The 25,731-nt window shown below is 62.2% G+C and carries 19 protein-coding genes; 6 read left to right on the top strand and 13 right to left on the bottom strand.

Translation table 11 applies throughout. From position 1 onward, the window contains the following. Positions 1-63: 63 nt before the first annotated feature. The 6 genes from LVD12_RS01790 to LVD12_RS01765 form a co-directional block, all read right to left on the bottom strand. Entirely contained in the window at positions 64-963 is a 900-nt protein-coding gene (locus tag LVD12_RS01790; protein ID WP_237065197.1) for a sulfurtransferase, read from the bottom strand. Between the two features lie 153 nt (positions 964-1,116). Continuing rightward, the gene (gene glsA / locus LVD12_RS01785) at positions 1,117-2,175 is read right to left on the bottom strand and encodes a glutaminase A (RefSeq protein ID WP_237065195.1); all 1,059 of its coding nucleotides are present in this window, start codon (positions 2,173-2,175) and stop codon (positions 1,117-1,119) included. After that, complete coding sequence (locus LVD12_RS01780; RefSeq protein WP_237065192.1) at positions 2,168-3,454, bottom strand: DcaP family trimeric outer membrane transporter; 1,287 nt, start codon at positions 3,452-3,454, stop codon at positions 2,168-2,170. Before LVD12_RS01780 ends, glsA begins: the two co-directional genes overlap by 8 nt. A gap of 322 nt (positions 3,455-3,776) precedes the next feature. Beyond that, positions 3,777-5,471 carry an alpha/beta fold hydrolase gene (locus LVD12_RS01775; protein WP_237065191.1) on the bottom strand — a complete coding sequence of 565 codons (1,695 nt, stop codon included), beginning with the start codon at positions 5,469-5,471 and terminating at the stop codon, positions 3,777-3,779. Positions 5,472-5,502: 31 nt separating this feature from the next. Then, positions 5,503-6,126, bottom strand: coding sequence for a trimeric intracellular cation channel family protein (locus tag LVD12_RS01770; RefSeq protein WP_237065190.1), 624 nt, complete (start codon positions 6,124-6,126; stop codon positions 5,503-5,505). 139 nt (positions 6,127-6,265) lie between these two features. Further along, on the bottom strand, positions 6,266-7,450 hold the full coding sequence (locus tag LVD12_RS01765) for an acyl-CoA dehydrogenase (protein ID WP_237065189.1): 1,185 nt from the start codon (positions 7,448-7,450) through the stop codon (positions 6,266-6,268). A gap of 358 nt (positions 7,451-7,808) precedes the next feature. On the opposite strand from LVD12_RS01765, the gene LVD12_RS01760 reads away from it, so the two are divergent. From LVD12_RS01760 to LVD12_RS01750, 3 genes are read left to right on the top strand one after another with little or no spacing between them, the layout of a single operon-like run. Further along, on the top strand, positions 7,809-9,254 hold the full coding sequence (locus LVD12_RS01760; RefSeq protein ID WP_237065188.1) for an efflux transporter outer membrane subunit: 1,446 nt from the start codon (positions 7,809-7,811) through the stop codon (positions 9,252-9,254). Continuing rightward, positions 9,251-10,561 (top strand): efflux RND transporter periplasmic adaptor subunit, encoded by a 1,311-nt coding sequence (locus LVD12_RS01755; RefSeq protein ID WP_237065187.1) that lies wholly within the window; start codon positions 9,251-9,253, stop codon positions 10,559-10,561. Before LVD12_RS01760 ends, LVD12_RS01755 begins: the two co-directional genes overlap by 4 nt. A 38-nt stretch (positions 10,562-10,599) precedes the next feature. Continuing rightward, a complete protein-coding gene (locus tag LVD12_RS01750; RefSeq protein ID WP_237065186.1) occupies positions 10,600-13,701 on the top strand; it encodes an efflux RND transporter permease subunit in 3,102 nt (1,033 codons plus the stop codon). Between the two features lie 15 nt (positions 13,702-13,716). Here the strand turns inward: LVD12_RS01750 and LVD12_RS01745 are convergent, their stop codons facing one another. From LVD12_RS01745 to phhA, 4 genes are all read right to left on the bottom strand, one after another. Continuing rightward, on the bottom strand, positions 13,717-14,886 hold the full coding sequence (locus LVD12_RS01745; RefSeq protein ID WP_237065185.1) for a cation:proton antiporter domain-containing protein: 1,170 nt from the start codon (positions 14,884-14,886) through the stop codon (positions 13,717-13,719). A gap of 106 nt (positions 14,887-14,992) precedes the next feature. Then, positions 14,993-16,621 carry an aminotransferase class V-fold PLP-dependent enzyme gene (locus LVD12_RS01740; RefSeq protein WP_237065184.1) on the bottom strand — a complete coding sequence of 543 codons (1,629 nt, stop codon included), beginning with the start codon at positions 16,619-16,621 and terminating at the stop codon, positions 14,993-14,995. Between the two features lie 95 nt (positions 16,622-16,716). Continuing rightward, positions 16,717-17,199 carry an Lrp/AsnC family transcriptional regulator gene (locus tag LVD12_RS01735; RefSeq protein ID WP_237065182.1) on the bottom strand — a complete coding sequence of 161 codons (483 nt, stop codon included), beginning with the start codon at positions 17,197-17,199 and terminating at the stop codon, positions 16,717-16,719. A gap of 247 nt (positions 17,200-17,446) precedes the next feature. Further along, complete coding sequence (phhA, locus tag LVD12_RS01730) at positions 17,447-18,262, bottom strand: phenylalanine 4-monooxygenase (protein WP_237065180.1); 816 nt, start codon at positions 18,260-18,262, stop codon at positions 17,447-17,449. Between the two features lie 222 nt (positions 18,263-18,484). Here phhA and LVD12_RS01725 point away from each other — a divergent pair, with 222 nt between their 5' ends. After that, positions 18,485-19,861, top strand: a complete 1,377-nt coding sequence (locus LVD12_RS01725) for a TyrR/PhhR family helix-turn-helix DNA-binding protein (RefSeq protein WP_237065178.1) — start codon at positions 18,485-18,487, stop codon at positions 19,859-19,861. A gap of 15 nt (positions 19,862-19,876) precedes the next feature. Here LVD12_RS01725 and LVD12_RS01720 read toward each other — a convergent pair whose 3' ends face one another. Then, positions 19,877-20,203, bottom strand: a complete 327-nt coding sequence (locus LVD12_RS01720) for an Mpo1-like protein (protein ID WP_237065176.1) — start codon at positions 20,201-20,203, stop codon at positions 19,877-19,879. Positions 20,204-20,372: 169 nt separating this feature from the next. Between LVD12_RS01720 and LVD12_RS01715 the strand changes: the two genes are divergently transcribed. Together LVD12_RS01715 and LVD12_RS01710 are read left to right on the top strand one after the other, a co-directional pair. Continuing rightward, a complete protein-coding gene (locus LVD12_RS01715) occupies positions 20,373-21,596 on the top strand; it encodes a CaiB/BaiF CoA transferase family protein (protein ID WP_237065174.1) in 1,224 nt (407 codons plus the stop codon). A gap of 71 nt (positions 21,597-21,667) precedes the next feature. Next, positions 21,668-22,258, top strand: a complete 591-nt coding sequence (locus tag LVD12_RS01710; protein ID WP_237065173.1) for a rod shape-determining protein — start codon at positions 21,668-21,670, stop codon at positions 22,256-22,258. A 40-nt stretch (positions 22,259-22,298) separates the two neighbouring features. On the opposite strand, the gene LVD12_RS01705 is transcribed toward LVD12_RS01710, so the two are convergent. Beyond that, positions 22,299-24,314: a CocE/NonD family hydrolase gene (locus LVD12_RS01705; protein ID WP_237065171.1), complete on the bottom strand. Its 2,016-nt coding sequence runs from the start codon at positions 24,312-24,314 to the stop codon at positions 22,299-22,301. 15 nt (positions 24,315-24,329) lie between these two features. After that, positions 24,330-25,649 (bottom strand): ATP-grasp domain-containing protein, encoded by a 1,320-nt coding sequence (locus LVD12_RS01700; RefSeq protein WP_237065169.1) that lies wholly within the window; start codon positions 25,647-25,649, stop codon positions 24,330-24,332. Positions 25,650-25,731 lie beyond the last annotated feature (82 nt).

Below are 25,731 nucleotides of genomic sequence, written 5' to 3'. Positions count from 1 at the left end.
TTGCCAGGCTGCGCGCTTTTTTGTTCATGACTTCTCAGTGGGACTGCTGCCGCGAAGTCCGCTTCAGGCCAGGTCACCGGATACAGCCGGTTCGGCGGGGGCATCCTGCTCGCCATACGGATAGAGAATATGGGCGCACCAGTCGCTCCAGCTGCCGGGATAGAGCAGCCCGTCCTTGCGGCCGATGCGATGCTGTACGAACAGATTGACACAGGCAGTGACGCCGGAGCCGCAGTAATGCACCAGCGGCTCCTCGCTGGGAAGGTCCCGCCACAGGTGCTTCAGTTCCTCGCTGGTCTTCAGGCTACCGTCCTCGTTGGTGGCAGATTGCCACGGTTTGTTGACGGCACCGGGAATGTGTCCCGCGACCGGGTCGATCGGTTCCCGGTGTCCGGCAAATCGTGCCTCCTCCCGCGCGTCTACAAGTCGCCAGGGGGGGCTGGTGACGTGTTCCAGCACTGCTTCATAGTGAACGGTGGGCATTGCTCCCGGTCGTGCGGAGAAATCACCCTCAGCACGCGGTGAAGCCGCTGAGCCGGACTCCAGCGGTTGTCCCGCACGCTCCCAGGCAGAGAGGCCGCCGTCCAGTACTGCAACCGACTCATGGCCGAAAAAGCGCAGTAACCACCAGGCCCGGGCAGCGAAAGCGAGCCGCTGGTCGTCATAGACCACTACCCGGGTGTTGCTGCCAATACCGGCCCGACGGGCAAAAGCCTGGAAACGCTCCGCTGAGGGCAGGGGGTGGCGGCCACCATAGCGCTGCACGGGATCCGACAGGTCCTCGTCGAGGCTGGCATAGACAGCCCCGGGGATATGCCCTGCGGCAAACCGGCGCCTGCCGGATTCCGGGTCTGCCAGATCGAAGCGGCAGTCCAATATCACCAGGTTACGGGCTTTATCTGTTGAGGGCGCACTGAGGGCTCTGGCAAGGTCTGGTACTGAAACCACTGAATCTTTCGTCATGGCACGCTGGGTTTCCGTCGCTGTTTTTTTTGGTCGTTATGGCGCCCAAATTAAGGGGATTCGGTGTCGGTGTCCAGCGCAGATCGGTGAGGGGAATCGCCCCGACAGCAGCCGGGGCGGGGGATGGCGGCCGGCAACCCGGCCGGGGTGATGCTAGTTCTTGATCGGCATAACGGCGTAAGGATTGCCGCCCAGCGCGTTGGAAATGTCCGCGATGGCCTTCTGCGCCCGGACACTGTTACCCGCTGCATCCAGCGGCGGCGAAATGACTGCGATGCCGAACTTGCCGGGGGACACGGCGATGATACCGCCACCGACACCGCTCTTGCCGGGCAGGCCGGTCCGCCACAGCCATTTGCCGGAGTCGTCGTAGAGTCCTGCAGTAGCCATTACCGCCAGCAGCTTGGGCACATTGTCGGGCTTCATGACTGCCTTCTGCGACACGGGGTTGACCCCACCGTTGGCCAGCGTGCCGGCCATGGTGGCAAGGTCCTTGGCGTTGACGCTGACCGAGCACTGCTCGGTATAGATGTCGGTGGCCTGCTGGGGATTGTCCTTGATGTAGCCATAGGCATACATCAGCATGCCTATGGCCTGGTTGCGCTGGTTGGTGTCTGACTCGGACTTGAACACCTCTTCATTGACCGAGAGCTTCCGTCCCGCAAAGTCGGAGTAAAAGGACAGGATGCTGTCAAAGATGTTGTCGCGACTGCTGCCTTTGACCATGCTGGTGGCGGCAATGGCGCCGGGGTTGACCAGGGGATTCATCTCTGGGCCACCGAATTCCTGCTTGGACATCTCGATGGAAACGATGGAGTTGAAGCGCATGCCGGTAGCGTCGACGCCGATGGTGCCGAAGATCTTATCGGGGCCCGACTCCTCCATCACCTTGGCGGCGGTGAATACCTTGGAAATGGACTGGATCGAAACCTCAGATTTCACGTCACCGGCGGTATACACCTTGCCATCCGGTGTCACCAGGGCAATACCGTAAATGTTCGAGTCGACTTCGGCGAGTACCGGAATGTAGTCCGCGTTGGCACCCTCCTTGAGGCCCTTGTACTTCTCGTAGGCCCGATCCAGCGCTGCCTGGATCTGTTTGGGCTCCATGGCCAGCGCCGGTGCGCAGATCACCGCTGCCAGCAGCAATGTCAATAGTTGCAGCCGGAGTAATCCGTGCAGCCACGAGTGCGAATATCGTGGGTCAATCATTGCGATCTCCTCTCAGGGTCATATCAAACATGTACTTGATGGAAAACTGGACACGGAAGTCGTGAGAGCGGAAGCCGTCGCGAGCGTTTTCCCGCTCTGCATACTGGAGTTCTGGCCCGAGGAAGACTTTGTCAGTCGGGTGATAGAGAAGATTGACCGACGCATATTCTCCCTTTTCATAGGCCCAATCCAACTGGCCGTCGGTGGTGTTGATATCGAGACTGGAATAGCCGATGGACGAGGTCCACTGCTTGTTCCAGTTCACATCCAGGTAAGCGATCAACCCCAGCATCGGCAGGGCTTCACCTGTGATGGGGGTCACGGGGTTATCGGGTTGCAGGACTGCGCCGATATCCGCCGGAGCATCGTTCATGTAGTTCTGCACACCTTCGCCATACACGGCGCCAAGCTTCAGCACCGTGTAACCCATTTTGATGTTTGAGGTAACGTTGACGCCCCAGCCGGTCTCGTCGCCACTCAAGTCAAACTCGTCGTCGAGAATGTCCTCCCATTCAATACGGCGGACGATGCCTGCGACCTGCAGGTAACCCCAGTCGGTGCCGGCCCGGTAGTGAGCCGCGATATCCGGCCAACGGAGGTGTGGGCGGATATTCTGCAGCTCGATGCGATCCTCATAGGGCGTTTGATCACGGCTTGCCCCCGGACGCTCGAGAGAGACGGCAAAGCTTGAGTCGCCGTCCCGCCAGGGTGTCCACCGCAACTGCACGTTGCGGAAGAACACCATCCCGCTGGGGCCCCAGTACTCGATGGTATTGGGAAATACGTCCGGATCCATGAATACGCTCCAGGTCTGCCCGGCCCCTACCTGGCAGAATTCACCCCAGGCGTGGCGGAGTCGGAAGGTCGTCTGGCCCGCGTCGGCGCCAACACCAAACAGTTCGTATTCGAAATGGGTCTTCACCTCTCCGCAGGGTGTCTGGGAAGTGCCCTTGAAGCCCATGCGGCTCTGGCGCACGCTCTGGAACCACTTGCCATCCGGTTCGTACTCTTCCTCGAAAGCCGGGAGGCGGGTCGGGCGAACCACGTCGAACCAGTCCGGGTTGTTGGTGTATTTCTGGTAACCCGTGTCCAGCATGATGTTGGTGTAAAGGTTCAGCTCCGGGGGGCTGAAGAAATCCGGATAACCGGCATCGCCGGCCTCAGCCGTCCCGATACCGGTGATCCCTGCGGCTAGTGCGGCAACGGCGATGGAACCCCTGAGAGAGGGCTTGGTAGCGCCGGAGTGAGGTTCCGGCGCGTTAGAGGATCTCGCGAGCATGTGTGACCATCCCTGTCATCTTGCGATTACTGGCTGGGACCCAAATCCCTGTCGGTCCCGGCACCTGGTGAAGTGAAAGTGCTCAATTAACGAGCAAAGTCTAGGAGTTCAGGTGGTACTTTTGTGCTAGCTGAGCCACTTTGGCGTGGGCTTATTGGCTCTAGCATCAAAGGGGAGGAAACCGGTGTCGGCGGGTTGGCATGGGAGTGGTCAGGAACAACAGCCTGGATCGGGGGGCAGGGGATACACTGATTGCAACACCGAGATGGGGCGCCTCATTGTGAGCGCCCCGGTTTCATCGGGCATCAGAGAACAGAGACGGCTATGGCGCAGGAGTCGAGGCTTTGCTGTCCTCGTTTTCCTCGCTTTCGGCCTTTTCGGCTTCCTGTTTAGCGCTCTCCCCGTCGTTGCCGCCTTTGATCACCGGTGGTGGTGAGTGGCGGGGACTATCCGCCGGCTGTTGCGACTGCTCGGCGGCCTGGACGGCGATCTCGTCCTTCCTGCACACGAGCGCCTGTTCCACCACCGGCTGGCTGGGGTCATTGAGAAATTCTGCCGCGGCGCCCTCTGCGCAGTTGCTGGCAGAGATGACATCGTGTGCCAGCTGGGGAAACAGTAGCCACTGGTGGTTGGGCATTGCCTTGCGGGCACGACCGGCATCTTCCGCATCCAGCACCGGGTCCAGTGCGCCGTGCAGGATCAGGGTCGGTGCCTGCGCGGCAATGGCTTCTGCCTCCACCGGGCCAGCCGGAGGAATGGCCCAGATGCGACATTGCAGCTGCATCAGTGCCAGGTCCGAGCGCACCGCTCCGCCAAGGATTCCCGTGGTGTCGGCTTTCTTGCGCGCCTCACGGAAGTCAACAAAGGGCGCTTCCTCGAAACAGAAGTGGCTGATGCCAGCGGCGTCGCCGAAGTAGGGGTCAAGGATAATGGCCATGAACTGGCTGACTGCCTCGCGGGCCGGGCCGGGATCGTCTTTCTCCAGTCCTTCGATCACTGCGGGAAACTCCGGATAAAACCCCTCGTCGTAGAGGGCCTGGAACAGGACGCGCAACAGGCGCTGGCCAGTCATGACAAACGGGAACTCGCCGTCGGCATACGGGTGCTCGATCGGTACTGTCAAGGGTGACTCGTCCAGCTCTTCCACCAGTGCTTCCAGCCGCTGCTGCAGGTTTGGATAGCGACTGGCACACAGCTTGTCAGCGCCGCAGAAGTCGAGGCCCCGCTGGTAAGCTGCCAGGGAGTCCTCGGCCAGTTGCTGGATGTAGGGAATGTCGGGAAATACGGCGCTATTCAGGATCAGTGTGCGCACTGACTGCGGAAACTCCCTGGCCAGTGTCAGCGCATAGCGGGACGCATAGGAGACTCCGTAAAGGTTGAGCTTCTCGACGCCGAGCGCTGCGCGCAGCGCCTCGACATCCCGGGCGACCGCCATGCTGTTGAACTGGGCGAGGTCCGCTTTTTTACTGAGGCGGCTGTAACAGCGCTCGAGGCTGTAGCTGAATACGCGGGCCTCTTCATCGGCGGTCAGCGGGCGCTGGAATGCGGTGGTGGCATCCTCGATGAATTCTGTGCAAGACAGCCGGGGTTCGGCCATGCCGGTGCCGCGGGGATCGATCACGATCAGGTCGCGGCCGTTTTCCACGGTCATGGCCGCGTAGTTGATCCACAGCCATTCACTGGCGTTCTCCGGCTCCAGGCCCATGCTGGCACCGGGACCACCGGCACCCAGGTGCAGCAGCGGGAACTTGTCCGGATCCTGTTCGCTGGCTACAAAGCGAACCACCGGGAAGCGGATGGTGCGCCCCTCGGGTTTCTCATGATTTTCCGGCACTTCCATCATGAAGCACTGGGTAACCGGCCAGCTGTCATCCACCTGGAACCAGCAGGGTCTGGCCTGCAGTTGCGCTGCCGCTGCGCTCTCTTGCGCCTGGGCCGGCTCATTGCGCTCGCATGCAGCGAGCACTGCCAGGGTGATAATGACGAGCAGGGTTTTCAGTGCAGTCGGGTGAGTCACAGCGGGATTCCGTGTCCGGCGCGGTTGCGCGTTATTGACCTGGGTTGCCAAAGCGGGCGATTGGGGCCGAGAGATTCCATCGCAGCGCGGCCAGGCGGATGGAGAGCGTCACAAGGACGCCAATACCGACCACAACCTCTCCCGGCAGTGTACCGCTCGAATCCAGTAATACCAGCACGGCCGCGCCGCTCAGGGCTGCGGTGGCGTAGATTTCCCGTCGCAGCAGCAGCGGAATATCACCGGCGAGGATATCCCGGATCAGGCCACCGAAGGTGCCGGTCATCACCCCCATTACGATGGCGATCGCGGGGGAGTGGCCGAGGCCCAGGACTTTCTGCGTGCCGATCACCACAAAGACCGCCAGCCCCATGGCGTCCGCAATCTTCAGCAGGCGCATGGGAACCGCCAGGTAACGGATCAGATAGAAACTGACGATGCCGGTGGCCGTGGCAAGCCAGAGGTAGTAGCTGTCCTGAAGCCAGAATACCGGCACGTTGAGGATGATATCGCGCAGGGTGCCGCCACCGGTGGCGGTCACGCAGGCAAGGACCACGGCACCAAAGAGATCCATCTGCTTGTGACCCGCGGCGAGAACGCCGGAGAAGGCGAATACCACGATGCCGATCAGGTCGCACCAGAAAAGCAGTTGTTCCATAGGAATGTCAGGGGTCGTGAGTCGAGGGAGAAATTGACCCGCAGATGGTAGAGGGGTAGCCGGCGCCTGTCACCACTTACGGGGCGGCGCAGGCCGGGCGGCGCGGACCGGACCGGGTTGGCCGGCCCGCGCTACTGGTTTAGAAAAATGCCTGCAGGCCGGTCTGGGCACGGCCCAGAATCAGGGCGTGCACGTCATGGGTGCCCTCGTAGGTGTTGACCGCTTCCAAGTTCATCACATGACGGATGACATGGAATTCGTCGGCAATGCCATTGCCACCGTGCATGTCGCGGGAAACGCGGGCGATATCCAGTGCCTTGCCGCAGTTATTGCGCTTGACCAGGGAGATCATGGTGGGATCGAAATCCTTGTTCTCGTCCATCAGGCGGCCGACACGCAGGGAAGCCTGCAGACCGAGGGTGATTTCGGTTTGCATGTCCGCCAGCTTTTTCTGGAATAACTGCGTTTGCGCCAGCGGGCGATCAAACTGCTTGCGGTCCAGTCCGTACTGGCGCGCTGCGTGCCAGCAGAACTCCGCCGCCCCCATGGCGCCCCAGGAGATACCGTAGCGGGCGCGGTTCAGGCAGCCGAACGGGCCGCGCAGGCCGCCGATGTCGGGGAACTTGTTCTCTTCCGGCACGAAGACGTTGTCCATCACGATTTCACCGGTAATGGAAGCGCGCAGGGAGAACTTGCCTTCGATCTTGGGCGCACTCAGTCCTTCCATGCCTTTATCGAGGATGAAGCCGCGGATGATGCCCTCGTCGTCCTTCGCCCAGACCACGAAGACATCAGCGATCGGGCTGTTGGTGATCCACATCTTGGCGCCGCTGATGCGATAGCCACCGTCGACTTTCTTGGCGCGGGTTTTCATACCGGCCGGGTCCGAGCCCGCGTCCGGTTCGGTCAGGCCGAAGCAGCCAACCCATTCACCGGTCGCCAGCTTGGGCAGGTATTTCTCTTTCTGGGCTTCGCTGCCGTAGGCGGAAATGGGGTACATCACCAGGCTGGACTGCACACTCATGGCGGAGCGATAGCCGGAGTCGACGCGCTCGACTTCCCGGGCCACCAGGCCGTAGGAAACGTAATTCAGCCCAGCGCAGCCGTAGCCTTCGATGGTGGAGCCCAGCAGCCCCAGCTCGCCCATTTCGCTCATGATCTCACGGTGAAACACCTCGTGGCGGTTCGCTTCGAGGATGCGCGGCATTAGCTGCGACTGACAGTACTCGCGCGCAGTGTCACGGACCATGCGCTCTTCGTCGCTGAGCTGCTGGTCCAGCAGCAGGATGTCTTCCCAGTGGGCGAGTGGTTGATGCTTGCTCATTATTTGTCTCGTCTACCTTTGCTGTCAGTGGCAACCGGGGTCTTGAACCCGGGCAATGCATGGTAATCAGTTCCGCGGCGGGGCCAAAGGCAGCCGACCTGGCCGGGTTTACCGCGATGCGGGCCCGTTGGGCTGCCGTGACACTGATAGCGACCGCTCGAATTTGTGATCACTATTTGCCGGCGCCGCCATGATACCGGAGTCAGGCCCCAAGAGCACTCCCTCTGTGCGGAATAGAAAAATGTCCTCTCTGGCTGGCTCAGGGAGCACCAACCTGGCCAGTGGCTGAGCCCGGCGCCACCACTTTTGGACGATAATTTCTTTATTTGTGCCTGAAACGATCAACGCGGTGGTGTTCTTGTCTGTCTCGCGAACCCTGGTCATCGTCCTGCCGCTGCTGGCCAGTTGTGCTGCACAGCCACTGCCGCCGGGGTTACCGCAATCGGCACTGGGGCTGCCGGACCATTTCTCCCTGTCCGGTGCTGAAGCGCCGCCGCAACTCTGGTGGCGGAGCTTTCACGATCCGCAGATGGACGCCCTGGTACAGCAGGCGCTGACCGGTAGTCCGGACCTGCGCGCGGCACTGTGGCGGCTGGAGCAGGCCGCTGCAGTGGCCAGGGGCGCCCGCGCCGGTCTGTGGCCGCAGCTGACCGGCGGGCTCGAGCACACTGAGCAGCGACGGTCGGAGGACAGCGACTTTGATTTTTCCGGTGGCGAAAACGAGGGCGGCAGTTGGAGTGGGCGCCTCGCAGCCAGTTACGAAGTCGACCTGTGGGGCCGGGTCCGCTTCGCAGCCCGGGCGGCGGAAGCGGCCCGGTTAGCCAGTGAAGAGAGCCTGCAGGCGGCCGCGCTCAGTCTCGCCTCCGAGGTGGCCACCACCTGGTTGCAATTGCGCGAACAGTGGGGGCAGCGCGACCTGCTGCGCCAGCAGCTCGATACCAATCGCAAGACCCTGCGTGTACTGGAGCTCCGCTTTGGCGGTGGCATCAGCGCGGCCGCGGATGTCTTGCAGCAGCGCCAGCTCGTCGAGCAGTCCCAGCAGGAGCTGACGGAGACCGAATTCAACATCGAGGTGCTGAGGGTACAGCTGGCCACCCTGGTGGGGACCACGCCGGGGCATTTTGGATCCATGGTAGAGCCGGTGATCGGGCTACCGGCACTGCCGAAGCTCCCGGATACAGGAGTGCCTGCGCAGCTCTTGCTCCGTCGGCCCGACGTGATGGAGGCCCAGCGCAACCTGCTGGAGGGCCACTATCTTGCCCGGCAGGCGTGGGCGGAGCGCCTGCCAGTGATCAGCCTGTCCGCTCTCTACAGTGGCGGTGGTCCATCGATCAGTGACATCACCAGGGACTGGCTGCTGACGCTGACCGCCGCAGCGGAGGGCGTGATTTCTGATGGCGCTCGACTGTCATCGGAACAGCGCCGCCAGGAAGCACTGGAACAGGAACGCTGGGCGCTGCTGGAAAATACGGTGCTGAACGCCCTGTCCGAGGTGGAGCGGGCGCTGATCCAGGAGCAGGCCGTGCGTGAGCGATTGGATTTCCTCCAGGAGCGGGCCCGGCTGTCGGACCTGATCGTGCAACGCCAGCGGCGCGCCTACAGCCGGGGCACAGTGGATTTTCTCAATGTACTCACCGCCACCAACGAGCAGCAGGCTCTCGAAAGGCAACTCCTCAGTGCACAGCGCGAGCTGATCGAAAACCGCGTCGTACTCTATCGTGCCCTCTCGGGCGGCCTTCCCGGAGAAAACCTTCCAACACCGCAACCGGTGGAGCTGGAAATCTACCGGCAGGGGGGCACTTGATACTGGAGCGCCTGAACTGGAATTTCGTCTTCCCTGTGGGCGTGCTGGTAACAGCCGTGCTGGTAGCGAGCTGGTTTCTGCGCGAGAAACCCACCATGGGCCGTGCTGAGCGACCTGCGCCCGCGCCGCTGGTTGAAGTGGTCGAGGCTCAGCGCGGTCTCTACCCGGTGACTGTGGAAGCGCTGGGGCGGGTGCGCCCGCGGGAGACTGTGGACCTGGAGCCCCAGGTGGAGGGGCGGGTGGAGTGGCTCGATTACGATCTCGGCCAGGGATCCACGGTACCGGCTGGGCGGCTGCTCGCACGTATCGAGCGTGAGCCCTACGAGCTGGCCCTGCAGACGGCGCGCAGTACCCTGGCAGAGCGTCGTGCAGAACTGCAGCAGGAACGCGGCCAGCAGGCAGTGGCGAAGGAAGAATATGAATTACTGGGCAGTTCGCTTCCCGAGGCGGATCGTGCCCTGGTCTTGCGCGAGCCCCAGCTGGCAGCTGCCGAGGCGCGGGTACAGGCTGCCGAGGCGGCGGTGCGCCTTGCGCAACGGGACCTGCGCCTTACCGAGATCCGCGCTCCGTTCAACGCGCTGGTGGTCGATCGCAGCGTCGACATCGGTGACAGGGTGGGGCCGGGGAGCGTGCTTTACCAGCTGGCGGGTGCAGACCTGTTCCAGGTGGAGGTGGAGATTCCGGCGGTGCAGCTCGCCCGACTGCGGCGCGAGGGGGCGGAGGTGCGTATTCGCGGTAGCCAGTGGCCAGTGGAAACCTATCGCCGGGGCAGTTTCGTGCGCCTGATCCCGGTGCTGGAGGAGCAGGGCCGTCTGGCCCGCGTTCTGGTGGAGCTGGAGGATCCACTGTCCCGCGGCGAAGCTGCCACACCAAAGCTGCTTCTCAACGACCTGGCGCGGGTGTCCATCGTCAGTCCGGCGGAACGTGAACGCGTGCGACTGCCGCTGGCGGCTCTGCAGGACGGCGGCCGCGTCTGGGTGGTGCGGGACGGACGCATTCAGGTCCAGCCCGTGGAAGTCGCCTACCTGAGTGGTGACTTCGCCGTGTTGGAACAGGGGCTCAACGGCGGTGAGCTACTGGTGACGACGCGACTCACCGCCGTGACCGAAGGCATGCAGGTGCGGGTCAGCGGCGCGCCGGGAGAGGCAGAGCAGGGGAATCGGGGCCAGCGGCCAGCCGGCTCGCAGAATCCGGCCGGGGACGGACAGCAGGAGCCAGACAGCAACGGTCAGAAAGGGCCGGAGGGGCCGAACCGGAAACGGGCTGGCAAAGCTGGTTCCCCTGTCAGGCATGGAGGGCGCGGGTGAGCGGACTGCAGTCAAATCCCCCTCCAAGGCGAGAGCCGGTGGAACTCCATGGCGGTGCCATCGCCTGGATGGCCCACAACCACGTGACGGCCAACCTGCTGATGCTGGTATTGATTCTCGGCGGGCTGGTCTTCGCGACACTGGTCAAAAAAGAGGTATTTCCGGATTTCAGCCTGGGCATGGTCACCGTGCAGATCAGCTATCCCGGCGCCAGTCCTGAAGAGGTTGAGCGCGGTGTGCTGGTTGCGGCCGAGCAGGCAGTACAGGGTATTGGGGGTATTCATGAGATGCGCGGCTCCGCCAGCGAGGGCAGTGCCACCCTCAGTCTGGAGCTGGATGAAGATGCCGACGGCAGCAAGGTTTACCAGGATATCCAGCAGGCGATCGATCGCGTCACCACCTTCCCCAGTGATATCGAGCGGCCACAGGTCAGTCTCGCCGACCACCAGCGCGACGTTCTGGATCTGGTGGTTCACGGTGATATCGATATTCACGCCCTGCGCAATATCACCATGCAGCTGTATGAGCAGCTGGAGGCCCACCCCGATATCACCATGCTGGAGGCTTACGGTGTTCGCGATATCGAGGTGGCGGTGGAAATCCGCCGCGAGGACCTGCGCCGCTACGGGCTCTCGTTGCCGCAGGTGGCGCAGCTGCTCCGTGACGCTGCGGTGGATGTGCCGGCAGGGGGGGTGAAGACCGGCGCCGGTGAAGTGCTCGTGCGGGTCACCGAGCGACGGGACTGGGCGCGGGAGTTCGGCGAGGTGGTGGTGGTGCAGGGCACTGGTGGCGGAACCGTGCGCCTGCGGGATATCGCCACTGTCCGCGACGCCCTGGTGGACGAGCCGCGCAATATGGAATTCAACGGCCAGCCGGCCATGGGCATCGACGTATTCCGCATCGGCGACCAGACACCCATGAGCGTGAGTGAGGCCACCCGCGCGGTGCTGGCAGAAGTGACGCCGACGTTACCGGACGGTGTCCAGGTGAGTATTCGCGATGATGATTCGGAGATTTTCCGCGAGCGCCTGTCGCTGTTGCTGAAAAACGGCTTTATCGGCCTGATGCTGGTGTTCCTCGTTCTAGGCGCCTTTCTCGAGTTGCGGCTCGCTTTCTGGGTCACGCTCGGAATTCCCACCAGCTTCCTCGGTGCCTTGCTGTTCCTCCCGGCGATGGACATTTCCATCAATATGGTGAGCATGTTCGCCTTCATCATCGCCCTCGGTATCGTGGTGGATGATGCGATCATCGCCGGTGAAAACATCTATGAATGGCGGCGGCTCGGCTACAGCAACCTGGAGGCAGCCATCGCCGGGGCCCGGCAGGTGGCGGTGCCCCTGACCTTTGCCATCCTCACCAATATCGTCGCCTTCGTTCCGTTGATGCACCTGCCCGGCTTTATGGGCAAGATTTTCGGCATCATTCCCCTGGTAGTCGGCTCGGTTTTCGTCATCAGTTGGGTCGAGGCACTGTTTATCCTGCCAGCGCACCTGGCGTATTCCCACCGCGGCTATCGCAACCGCCGCGCACGCCGCTTTGCCGCGCGTCAGAAAATGGTGGCGCGAAGCCTCGACCGTTTCGTTGAGAGGCGCTTCAGGCCGTTTCTCGATGTGTGTATTCGTCACCGCTACAGCACCATCGCAGTGGCGCTTGCCACGCTGCTGGTGGTCTCGGGTTACGCTGCCAGCGGGCGCATGGGCTTCACCTTGCTGCCGCGGGTGGAGCGGGACTCGGGCCGCGTACAGGTGACGTTTCCCGCGGGTACCGCGGAGCAGCAGCTGGAGCGGGCCCGCCGGCAGATTTCCGCCGCCGGAGAACGGGTCCTCGGGCAGAAGCGGGGAGAGGAGGCTTTCCTGGGGATGCGTGGACTGATCCGCGATAACACCGTGCAGGTCGATGTCTACCTGGTGCCGGCCGACCAGCGTTCCTTCACTACCGGGGAGTTTGTGCGGGACTGGCGGCGCGAGGTGGGCCCGATACCGGGCGCGCTGAGTTCCAGCTTTGCTGCCGATCGCGGCGGGCCGGGTGCCGGCCCGGCCCTGACTGTCGAACTGCGCCACAGTGACACCAGAACACTGGAGGAAGTTGCACTGCGCCTGGCCAGAGCTCTGCAGGACTTCCCACGGGTGAGTGATATCGACCCCGGTATTTCGCTCGGCAAGCAGCAGCTGGACCTCACCCTTACCGAAACGGCCAAGAGCCTGGGGCTGACTGCGGAGGAAATCGGGCGCCAGCTGCGGGCGTCCATCTATGGTGCCGAGGCCATGCGCCAGCAGCGCGGCAGGGACCAGGTCAAAGTCATGGCCCGTTTGCCGGAGGAGCAGCGAGGCTCGCTGGAGGATATCTCCAGCATCATGATCCAGGCCGCGGGCAATGTCTGGTTACCGCTGCCGGACCTGGTTGAAATCGAACAGGGACGAGCCTATGCAGGTATCAATCGCCGAGAGGGGCGCCGGGTGATGACGGTAACCGCCAACGTCGAGCCCGCAGACCAGGCCGCTCTGGTAATCAACGAACTGGAACAGAGCATCGTGCCGCAGCTGAAAGCGGAGGTTGCCGGCCTCGGGATCTCCTATGAGGGTCGCCAGGCCGAGGAGCGCGAGGGGCTGAGCTCCCTCGGGCTGACCTTCTCGCTCACCATGGCCGCCCTGTATCTGTTGCTGGCAATCCCGTTGAAGAGCTACATACAGCCACTGACGGTCATGGTGGCGATCCCCTTTGGGGTCATCGGGGCCCTGATGGGACACCTGATCATGGGCTATGGCCTGAGCATGATCAGCCTGCTGGGCATGGTCGCGCTGGCGGGGGTGGTGGTCAACGATACCCTGGTGATGATCGAGTACGGCAACCGCCTGCGGGAGCAGGGTGTGGAGGTGACAGATGCGATCAAGCGCGCGGCTGCGCGCCGCTTCCGGCCGATCATCCTCACCACGGTGACCACCTTCTGCGGTCTGATGCCGATGATTTTCGAAACCTCGGTGCAGGCCCGGTTCCTGATTCCGATGGCCATCTCCCTTGGTTACGGCATTCTCGCCGCCACCACCATCTCGCTGCTCCTGGTGCCCTGTCTCTACCTGATGTTTGCCCGCGATATTCCACGGCTGTTTGGCTTGCGCAGCCGTGGCCTGGCCGCCAGGTAGTGGTCCCGGTGGGTCTCAATCCCGGCGCAGTTCATCCTTGATCGCGATGGGGTTCGGGAAGTTCATCACCACGATGTACGAGGACACCAGGAAAGTGAGAATCGCAGTGGCCTGTATCAGGTGGGAGGCCCCGCTGCCGATCAGCTGCTGGCTGGCAGCAAGGAAGGCGATGAGCAGGGAGAATTCACTGATCTGCCCCAGGCGAAAACCGATATCCCAGGCCAGCACCTTCTGACCACTCTGGCTGCCGAGGAGCAGGCGGAATATCAGCGGCTTGACGGCCAGCACGGCGGCCGCGGTAATCAGGGCGGGCAGGGCAATTTCCGGCACCATGGAGAGCTTGAACTGGGCGCCGATGCTGAAGAAAAACAGGATCAGGAAAAAGTCCCGCAGGGGCTTCAGGCTGAGGGCGATGTACTGGGAAATCCGGCTCGTTGCCATGGTGATACCGGCGATGAAAGCGCCGATTTCCCGCGACAGGCCGAGAATTTCCGCAAGCTCCGCTACTCCCATGCACCAGCCAAGGGCGAGCAGGAAGATATATTCGTGAAAGCGGTCGAAGCGGGTGAAGAGCGGCAGCAGCACGTATTTGACCGCCGCCCAGGCCACCAGCACCAGCAGGGGCAGGGCTGCGAAGGAGATACCAAGCTGGGCAAAATCCACCTGGCCAGTGCTGCCGCTCAGCAGGATCATCAGGCAGGCAATGGCGACAAAATCCTGGAACAGCAGCAGGCCGACCATCAATTCGCCCAGATGCTTGTGATGCAGCACGGTGGTGGGTAACAGTTTGATGCCGATGATGGTACTGGAGAACATCATCGCCATGCCGATCACCCAGGACTCCACGGTGGTGAAGCCAAACAACCTGCCCAGCCCGTAGCCGAGGCCGAGGAATACGGCACAGCTGACAAGCCCGACAAAAGTCGCCTTGCGGATCACCGACACCAGGGCCTGCGGTTGCATGTCGAGGCCGAGCAGGAACAGCAGGAAGATGATGCCCACCGTGGACATGTCGGCCAGCAGCTGGACATTGTTGACCACGCCAAGCACAGACGGCCCGAGCAGGACCCCGAGCGCAATATACGCCACCAGCAGTGGCTGTCGGCCATAGAGCGCCAGCGTGGCCAGCAGGGCCGCGCCGCTGAAAATCAGGAAGAATGATTGAAAGAGGGAGGTCTCCGCCACTGCACGTCCTTGCTTATCGGCTTTCCTGCATTATCCATGGATGATGCCATGGCTGGAACCACCGCAGTGGATGCGATGGTTCCTTTGCCACTGGCCAAAGCTGCAGTCAGAGATTGAACCAGCGCAGGTTCTCTGCCCGCGGGGAAAGAATCGGCTGTGCGCAGATCTCGCCCCTCGGCTCGGAGAGGATGGCACGTGCCTGCTCGATGAATTCTGCCAGTGGCGCATCGACGCGATCAGGCGCAGGCGCCAGGCCACCGTCGAGGGACAGCGGCAACGGCGGTTCACCATGTGCACCCTGGTAGCGCCAGACTCCGGCATCCGCATCGTACTGGTAATAGGGCAGCAACCGGTAACCCTGGTCAGCGATCAGGTCGATCGCGTCAATCAGGTAATCCACGGTTTCGGTATCGAGGAAATAGTTGAAGTTCAATCGCACCCAGCCCGGCTTGAGCAGGCTCTCGCCGCCGGCGACCACGCTTTCCAGGGCCTCACTCTGTTCCGGGGTCAGGTGCAGCAGGGCGTGTCCGTAGGGGCCGGCGCAGGAACAGCCGCCGCGGACCTGGATGCCGAACAGGTCGTTGAGCAGCGCGACCACAAAACCGTGGTGCAGGGGCTTGCCCTCCCGCAGGATGTGCAGGGAGACGATGCTGACCCGCTCTGCTTGCATGCCGCCGAGAATGTCGATATTGGGATTATCTGCCCAGCGTGCGAAGGCCCGTTGCAGCCACTCCGCTTCACGCCGTTCGATTTCCTCTGCGCCGACGGCATCCTTGAGCTGGAAGGCGAGACCGGCACGGACGGATTCCACAATTGCCGGGGTTCCGGCTTCTTCGCGGCGCTCACCCGGTGGCAGGTAGGTGTGTTTCTCCGGGCCAACCCAGGACACGGTACCGCCGCCGGGCACTGCCGGCTGCTTGGCGGGCAGCAGCCCGCGATCGATGACGAGCACGCCGGGTGTTCCCGGGCCGCCGACAAATTTGTGCGGGGAAATGAACAGTGCATCGATGCGCGTGCGATCACCGTCGCCCGCGGCATCGACGCGGACGTAGGGGCCGGCAGCGGCGTAATCCCAGCAGGACAGCGCACCGTGGTGATGCAGCAGCGCTGTAACCGCGGCGACGTCGGTGCGGATGCCGGTGACGTTCGAAGCGGCGGAAAAACTGCCGACCTTGAGCGGACGGTCCCGGTAGCGGAGCAGGGCTGCCTCCAGTGCCGCCAGGTCCACGCCGCCTTTCGCGCACTGCGGGATGGTTACCACCTGGGCCAGGGACTCGCGCCAGGGCAGGTCATTGGAGTGGTGCTCGTACGGGCCGATAAAGACCACCGGACGCAGGTGTTCCGGCAGTTGCTCCTCGTTGCCCGAAGCGTATTCGACCGCCGGTTGGCGCAGGCCGAGGCTGTCAACCAGGCGGTTGATGGCGGCGGTCGCGCCGGAACCGCAGAAAATCACGGCGTGCTCATCATCGGCATTGACCGAGCGGCGCACGGCAGCACGGGCCTGTTCGCGGAAGGCGGTAGTCTGGCGACCGGTAGCCGAAGTCTCGGTATGAGTGTTGGCGTACCAGGGCAGCACCTGGTTGCGGATGGTGTCCTCGATAAAGGTCAACCCGCGCCCGGATGCCGTGTAATCGGCATAGATCAGGGGGCGTGTGCCGAAAGGGGTGGAAAGCGGCATCCGCTCGCCGATCACGGCTTCACGGATACGGGCCAGAAGTGCGTCGCAGGCGGCCATCGTTACCTCAAAAAACTACTGTGACCGCTGTGCGGGAGCGCGCGGCCGATTATTGTGCAGCGGGCGCGCTCACGGTACCGAGGCGCGCCGCCGGTTTATTCTTTCTCTTTGTCGCCAGAAGGAATTGGCAGCTCCGTGGTGCTCTTGATCTGCTCCATGGCGAAATTCGACACGATATCGCTGATGCCGACGTGGCGGATCAGCTCCTTGTAGAAGCGGTCGTAGGCCGCGATATCGCTGACGACGATGCGCAGGAGGTAGTCGTAGTCGCCGGCCATGCGGTAGCAGTCCACCACTTCCGGGAGGGTGGCGATGTGCGCCGCGAAAGCGTCCGCCCACTCTGCCGTGTGCTGGTCGGTTTTGACCTGGGCAAAGACCGAGACCGGCAGGCCGAGAATCTCGGCGTTGAGCAGGGCCACCTTGCGGCGGATGATGCCGCTTTTCTCCAGCTTCTGCACCCGGCGCCAGCAGGGGGTCTTGGTCAGCCCGACCCGCTCCGCCAGTTCCTCGATGGAGAGGCTAACATCTGATTGCAATATGGCAAGAAGTTGTCTGTCGATCGCATCAAGTGAGGACATAATGCTAAAAGCCTCCCGTTTGGGCGGGGGAATATCTCCCTCGGCGATGCTTTTGCAGCCGGCAGTGGTACAAAATACTCCGGCCCATTTACGCGCCTTGCTGTCATCCGACCCTAACAGGGCGACCCGTCGGGAATCGGTTGGCTAACGCGCCACCAGATGCCGTAACGATAGTCTCCAAAAAATGCTGCTGGTAGTTGAATTTTTCGCCGGCTCGGGGGTGCCCCAAGCCGGCAAAAAGTGCGCCTCAGGCGGCGTCTTTAGGCGGGAAGCGGGGCTCAAACAATCCCAGCTCGATGGCCTCGCGGACTTTGGCCATGAGGTCGATCTCGGTCAGCTGTTGGAGCTGCTGCAGGTCATTCAGCATGTAGTAGATCGGCTGCACGATATCGATGCGGTAGGGGGTGCGCAGGGCATCCAGCACATCGAAGTCATAGCGCGCGGGCTCATTACTGAGTGCGTAGAGTGTCTCTTTCGGTGAGGACAGGATGCCGCCACCGTAGATACGCAAGCCGTCGCTGGTCTGCAGCAGGCCAAATTCCACGGTGAACCAGTACAGGCGGGCCAGGTAGGCCCGTTCCTTGGGGGATGCGGCGAGGCCCTGTTCACCGTACTTCTGGGTGAAATTGGCAAACGCGGGATTGGTGAGCATGGCGCAGTGGCCGAAGATCTCGTGGAAGATGTCCGGTTCCTGCAGGTAATCGAATTCTTCGGGCGTGCGAATGAAAGTGGCCACCGGAAACTTGCGGTCCGCCAACAGCCCGAAAAAGGTCTCGAATCCGATCAGTGCCGGCACCCGGGCGACTTCCCAGCCGGTTTCGCGCCGCAGCACGTCACTGACTTCATGCAGTTGGGGAATGCGGTCAGTAGGAAGGTCGAGAAGCTCCAAACCGTGCAGGTATTCATCACAGGCCCGTCCCGGGATGATCTTGCGCTGGCGCTCGATCAGTCGCCGCCAGGTGTCATGCTCCACGTCGGAATAGTGGATGATGCCGTCGGCATCCGGCTCCCGGGCAACGTACTTGGTGCCTTTCTTGCCGCTGCTTTTGCTGTCACTTTTCATTCGGCTGCTCCTCTGTGAGACCCGCTCGCGGGTTACCTCAACTCTTCTTATTAGGTTGGACACCTATTCTTAGGCTCCGATGCAGCCGGTGGGGAGGACGGGATCGGTCGGATTGTCCTGTTGCGGGCTTCAGCGCTACACTTCTTGTAAACAAAAGTTTACAGGTGCACGGTGAGGATCGAGATAACTTGCGCTAATCGCGTGGGGATTCTGCAGGAGATAATGCACATTTTCACCGATTTTCGGGTCAATGTGGTCTCCGGAGAACTGGGTGGGGACAGCGGTGACAAGGTCTATCTCCATGTCCCCGGACTGCTGGTGACCCAGTACCGGGCCATTGAAAAGGCTCTGGAACGAGTGCCGGGCATCCGCCGGGTGCGCCGGATCAGCCTGATTCCTTCAGAGCGACGGCACTTCGAGCTGGATACGCTGCTGCGCCACGTGTCGGAGCCGGTGCTCTCGGTGGACCGGGAGGGACACATCGTGGCCGCCAACCTGGCTGCGGCACGCGCTTTCGGTGTGAGTCTCGACCGGGTGCCGGGGCTGCAGTTACAGCGGTTTTTCCCGGACCTGCGACTTGACGAGCTGCTGCGGGACCTGACGGCGCCGCGCTTTGGGGTGCCGGTAACCGTCCGCGGGCGCGCTTTCCAGCTGGAGTGGACGCCGATTCCCGTTCAGGACAGTCCCGCCACCATCGACTCCCTGGCCGGTGCGGTGATTACCCTGAGCCCTGATCCTGCCAATGCGACCGTCGACGAGGCCGGCGATCTGGCGATTCTCTGGGACTATGGGCACCGCCGGGAATCCTGTCTGCAACTACAGGACATGGCTGCGCTGGGCTCGCCGGTGTTGATCTGTGGGGAGCCGGGCACCGGGAAATCCACGTTTGCCGGCGCGTTCCATTTCCTGTCGCCACTTGCCGCTGGCGGTCGCTGCCTGCGCTGGCGCTGTGGAGCGGGGTTGCCCCGCGACAGCGGTCGCCTGCCCGACCGGGGGACACTGATTCTGGACGACCTGGACCAGCTCTCCGCCAGCGAGGCCGCCCAGCTGGTTCGCCGGCTCCGCCAGTGCCCCGGGGAGTTGCGGTTAGTGGCGACCTGTCGCGATCCCGGTGCGCTGCTGCCGGCTCTGGGACAGCTGTTTTCCAGTCTCACGTTACACCTCCCTCCGCTGCGCCAGATGCGCGGAGAACTGGAGCGGTTCGCCCGTGCCTTGCCGGAGGATTGTGGTTCCGCGTCCCTGAGCGAGGCGTGCATTGCACAGCTGCGGGGACACGACTGGCCGGGTAACTTTACTGAACTGCGAGATCACCTGGCGGAGGCCTGGAGCCGTTGTCGCCGGCGGGGTGCTGAGGAGCTGCAAGAGACTGACCTGCCGGCGCTGCAGCCGGTGTCACTGACACCCTGGGAGGATTGGGGCGAGGGGATGACATTCCGGGAGATCATGCGCAGCGTTGAGAAACAGCTGTTACAGGAGATGCTGGCGCGCTACCCCAGCAGCAGGGAGCTGGGTGCGCGGCTGAAGCTCTCCCACACTGCGGTGGCCAACAAGCTGCGGGAGCACGGGCTCGGCAGCCGGGGCCCACGCAAGCGGGAGTAACGCGGTATCCCGGGCTCAGCGGTCAATGCGGCCGATCAGCATGTCCTTGAACATGACGAAGTCGCCCCACAGGCTGTAAAACGGGTGCTTGAAGGTGGCCGGGCGGTTGTGCTCGAAGAAGAAATGACCTACCCAGGCAAAACCGTAGCCCGTGAAGGGTACCGCAATCAGCCACGCCAGGTTGCCACTGGTGATGGCGGTGATGACCAGGCCGATCACCAGCGCCGTACCGGCGAAATGCAGCCGGCGGCAGGTCAGGTTGCGGTGTTCGTTCAGGTAAAAGGGGTAAAACTCCCGGAAGGAGGAAAATCTTTTCTCACTGGTCTCGCTGTTGGCAGCCATGTCGCCGCTCCCGTTGTTGTTTTCGCAATCGCCACCAGTTTACGGCCATTCGTGTTCCTGTCCACTTTTCTGCTGGGCGCTGGTCACGGGAGTGAACAGTGCACGGAGGAATCTGGTAGGCTGCGGGCCACAAAAATTTGCATAAGAAATGCCACACAGTGAGGAGTTTATGTCCGGCCCCCTTTCCCACCTGAAAGTTCTGGATCTCAGCCGCATTCTCGCCGGCCCCTGGGCGGGCCAGGTCTTTGCCGATTTCGGTGCCGAAGTCATCAAGGTCGAGCGACCGGAAAAGGGCGATGACACCCGTCACTGGGGCCCCCCCTACCTGAAGGATCAGCAGGGGGCGGATACTGCCGATGCCGCCTATTACCTCAGTGCCAATCGCGGCAAGAAGTCGATTACGGTGGATATTACCCGCGAAGGGGGCCAGGAAATCATCCGTGCGCTGGCAGCGGAGAGCGACATCCTGCTGGAAAATTACAAGGTTGGCGGGCTCGCGAAGTACGGACTCGATTACGAGTCCATCAAGGCCATCAATCCCGGCATCATCTACTGCTCCATCACCGGCTTCGGGCAGACCGGGCCCTACCGCAACCGGGCCGGTTACGATGCCATGATCCAGGGCATGGGCGGCCTGATGAGTATTACCGGTGTGCCGGAGGGCCAGCCGGGGGCCGGACCACAGAAAGTCGGCGTGGCGGTGGCCGATCTGATGACCGGAATGTATGCCGTGTCTTCCGTGCTGGCGGCGGTGGTGCACCGGCAGCACACCGGTGTCGGACAGCATATCGACCTGGCTCTGCTCGATACCCAGGTGGCCTGGCTTGCCAACCAGGCGCAGAACTACCTGACTTCGGGCAAAGCTCCGCAGCGCCAGGGTACCGGTCACCCGAATATCGTGCCCTACCAGGCGGTGCCGTCGAAGGACGGATACTTCATGCTGGCGGTTGGTAACGACGAACAATTCAAGCGCTTCTGCAATATCGCCGGTCTCGACGACTTGCCCGGGCAAGCCGCGTACGCCACCAATTCCGCGCGGGTTCTGGCCCGCGAGCAGTTGGTGCCGCTGATCGAGGCCGCCACCCGGGAACGGGAATCGGGCTGGTGGCTGGAAAAACTGAGTGAGGCCCATGTTCCCTGCGGCCCCATCAATACCCTTGACGAGGTATTTGCCGACCCACAGGTGCAGGCCCGAGGCATGGTGATCGAGCAGGAGCACCCGGTGGCCGGTAAAGTGCGCACGGTACGCAACCCGGCGCTGTTTTCCGAGTCGCCACTCGAGTATGACCAGGCGCCGCCTGTGCTCGGCGAGCATACCAACGCGGTTTTGCGCGACCTGCTGGGGAAATCCGACGATGAAATAGCCGCGCTACGGGACGGCGGGGTCCTCTAGCGAGCACAATCGCTGCGGCGCCGGGCTTCTAGAATAGTGAAGATACGCCTGTTCATCGCGGAGCCCGGAAGATGAAAGACCTGATCAAAGGCAGTGACAGCACGCTGTACATGCAGCTGTGGGAGAAGCGTATCCGGGTGACCGATATCGACTCCGGGCGGATCTTTGATGAGGCGCCGCTGGTTGCCATCCGCAAGGGCAAGCGCCGTGGTAAACGGGTGGCGCTGGGTAACCGGGCTTCGTCGGCCTCCAGCGCTGAAGTGGAGGTGATCAACCCTTTTTCCCATCCCCGCAGCCTGCTGGCGCATTTCAAGGCGGCCGAACTGCTGCTGGAGGGGATTTTCGAGAAGCTGGGTGCAGAGCGGGTCTTCTCATCGCCGGCCAACCTGGTCCTGCAGCCGATGGAGAAAAACCAGGGTGGACTGACAGAGGTGGAGGTCCGAGCCTTTCAGGAGCTGGGGCTGGGGGCCGGGGCGCGACGCGTTTATGTGTACCAGGGGCCGGAGCTCACGCGCCATACCCTCGACCTGTCGAAAGTGCGCGAAGCCAGTGCGCCGGTGGCTGCTTCCGGTGCCGGTGAACCGCGCAGCTGGACCCAGTGGATCTGGATTGCCATCTGGTTCATTCTCATTGCGGTGATGACCGTTTTTCAGCAGTTCTGAGCTTTTTCCCCGGCAACCCTGAATACAAGAGTGGCGTTCACTAGAGGAATTGCCGCGGAATCGTGCGTTCCCACAGCTGCGTGTACACCCGGTACTCCCCCTCCCAGGCATCCAGCTCGGCGTGGATATAAAAATTGTCGGCGTCGGCCGTCAGCACGGTGCGGGTCGTTGTGCGTACGTTCCAGTCTTTCCGGGCAAAGGTGCGCTCGGTGCGGGTTTCCGCTCTCAGTGAATTGAAATCATTTTCCTGAAACGTGTACCAGTTCCAGGTGCGGCTGGCGAATTCCAGGTCGATTTCGTCGATGCGGATCAGACCATCATCCTTGATCACTTCCAGTGTCGAGATATCCTCGGCAAGGTCCTGATGTACCAGCCAGTTATTGTGGGGAGGCTGAACATATTCCTGATTGAGTGGCTCTGCCATCTTCACCGGGGCAAAGTGGATTTCCTGATCCTCCGGGCGGGCCCTGCGCAGGGGCAATACCAGGTTGCTGGTATCACAATAAATTTCCAGTTTGACCGGCCGTGGTGGCGGCCAGGCGAGCGCCCAGTAGGAGGTGGAGACGCTGATGCGCAACCGGTGGCCGCGGGGAAACTTCTGCGCAACATAGTTCATATCGACCCGGAAGCGGTACTTACGCCCCGGCACCAGCTCTTCCGGCTTGTCGTGGCCGTGGCGGTGGGTCAGGTTGAAAAGACCGTAGGTCACCCGGGTTGCTGCGCCATCGGTGCCGACATCCGAGAGACGCACCGCGATCATGGCGACTGGTCGGTTCGCAGTGAGCTCCACCTCCAGACGCGGGGAACCCAGGATCTCGAGGTCGTCATCCAGCGGCGCGCTCTGGAACACCAGTGCGCCGCCGTCTTCCTGACGCTGGTCGTGGGGCAGGTCGGGTGCGGCAGTGTAGGAACACCACTTGCCCGCAAACAGGCCCACACTCAGCGGAGACCGTACCGATAGCACATTTTCCATCACGCAGGGCGGTTCATTGCCGAACAGGATGCGATAGGCGGAGAGCTCGTAGACACGCTCGACGACATTGTCGGAGGGCCAGCTGTCTTCACCAATCCAGCGACCCGGACGCTGGTGATAGTATGTGGTGGGCGGCACGCTGTCCTGCATCCATGCACGCAACATGGGCTCACTCATGATGCCGGTGTCACGATCTTTCAGCCAGTGATCCCACCAACGCAGGGATTCCTGCAGAAAACCGATCGCCGGGCCGGGGATGCCCTGATGGGGATATTTGTGGCCCCAGGGGCCGATCAGGGCCAGCCGCGGTACCCGGAGGTGCTGTAACAGCCGGAAAATCGCATTGGTGTAGCCGTCAGCCCAGCCGCCCACCAGCATCGCCGGGCAGCGGATGGACTCGTACTGCTCACTGACAGATCCGTGTTCCCAGTAGCTGTCCCTGTACTGGTGTCGAAGCCAGATATCGAGCCAGAGCCCGCTCTCCCGCAACCGCTCGAGCCACATGGAACGCCATTTTTCCCCCACCAGCTGCGGATCCGGCGGGCAGGTATTGATGGAAAACATGGTGGTCGCTTCGGACAGGTTGTCCGTGAGCAGGCAGCCACCCATGTAGTGCATGTTGTCCTTGTACAGGTCATCGGTGGAGCAGCAGGAGATGATTGCCTTGAGCTCCTCCGGTGCCCGCGCAGCCACCTGCAGGGCATTGAAACCGCCCCACGAGATACCCTGCATGCCGACACTGCCGTTACACCAGCGCTGCCGGGCAATCCAGCGGATGGCCTCGACACCGTCGCTGAGTTCCTGTTCCCGGTACTGGTCTGTCATGATGCCGCTGGATTCACCGCTGCCACGCAGGTCGACGCGGACGCAGGCGTAGCCGTTCCCTGCCAGGTAGGGATGCATCAGGGCATCCCTGTAGCGGGTCTTGTCCCGCTTGCGATAGGGAATGTATTCCATGATCGCTGGTACCGGGTTGCTCGACGCATCCTCGGGCATCCAGATCCGCGCGGCGAGCCAGCCCCCGTCCGGTAAGGGAATCTCGATGTGTTCAATTGTGGTCAGCCGGTGGGGCAGGTCGCTCATCTTTCCAATGCCCTGTCAGTAGCGCACATTCTCGAACTGGAAAGGCTCAAAGCCCCGCCCGTCGGAAAATTCAAACCGCAGCGCAGCGGCCACTTCCCGGTACTGCTCCAGCATATCCGCCTGATCCTGGCCGCCGAGGCAGATGTTGGCTACCTCGAAGCTGTAACTGTCCTGGCTGGCCAGGTCCGAGATCCGCATGCCCTCATCCACCAGGATGGCAATCTTGCACCCGGGCACCCGGCTCTCCAATGCCTCGATCTCCGCTGCAGTCGGGATTCGGGTCACTGTGGTGTCTGCGTAGCGTCGCAACATGAACTTGGCCGCACAGCGGAAGTCACCGGTCATCGCGGAAAAGTCCGTATGGCGCTCGAGGGGGATGTCCAGTGCGGCTTCATGGTTGGATACCCCGTGTACTTTGATGAACTGGTCGCTGTGGGATTGTGAAATCCGCGTGTTGATTTCCAGAACCCGGAATTCGTCGGTCTCCTCGTCCCAGAAAAATTCGATACCGAAGGCAGAATTGTCGAAGCCGATCTGCCGCAACAGTATCTCGCCCGCCTCGCAGATTTTTTGCTGCGCGTAATCGGGCCATACCGACGGATACTCGTAGCGGGTGAAACTGAGGTTGTGGCTGTCCTTGACGGTGTCGACGATACCGTGGACATGGTAGCGCCCGTTCACGACAGTGCCCTCGATACCGCACTGCTTGCCTTTCAGGAGCGCTTCGGCAATGCACCAGTTGCCATCCACCGGACCCAGTTCCTCTGGCAGAGGCACGCGGGCAAGGGCGGTATTCAGCAATTCCCCCAGCCGCCTGACATCCGCGCGGATGACCTTGAGGGCCTGTAAAAGTTCGTGCTCGTCCTCGATACGAAACCCCAGTTGTGATGAGTGGCTGACCACCGGCTTCAGCCAGAAGGGAAAGTCGATGGTGAGTTGTGCCAAAGGATCCTTGGCAAAGGGGTCGATGGGGCAGAAATCCGGAATCCAGTCGGGCAGGGCCTTGCGTTGCTCCAGTCGGCTCCAGTACTTGTGCTCGCACTTGAGTACTGCTTCCGGATTGGCCGAGCGTAGCCCAAACTGCCGGCAGAGGAAGGGATGGAGGGCACTGGAGGGAAAGTCCCAGTGATTGATGATGCCGGCCAGGTCACCATTGCACCCGGCAACGGTCTCTTCTGCCAGGGAAAGGAGTTCTTTCATCGGCCGGTCCGGGAACCAGACGATTTCGTCGTCCGAGAAGAGTTTACGCCACTGGTACTGCTCGGCACCCCGCACCGCGTTCAGGTACTCGTGGTGCAGGGGCGCAAGCCCGAATACATAGAATTGCCTCGTCATGCGTAACTTCCCGGACGTGCTTTTGGGTGGGCTCTTCAAGCAGTCTAGCAGTGAGGCACTTTTCGCAAGGCGCAGCTGGGGT

Origin of the sequence: Microbulbifer guangxiensis, assembly GCF_021729075.1 — a bacterium.
In the GTDB taxonomy this organism is placed as follows: Bacteria; Pseudomonadota; Gammaproteobacteria; order Pseudomonadales; family Cellvibrionaceae; genus Microbulbifer; species Microbulbifer guangxiensis.
This window is presented reverse-complemented; position numbering and strand designations above follow the sequence as displayed.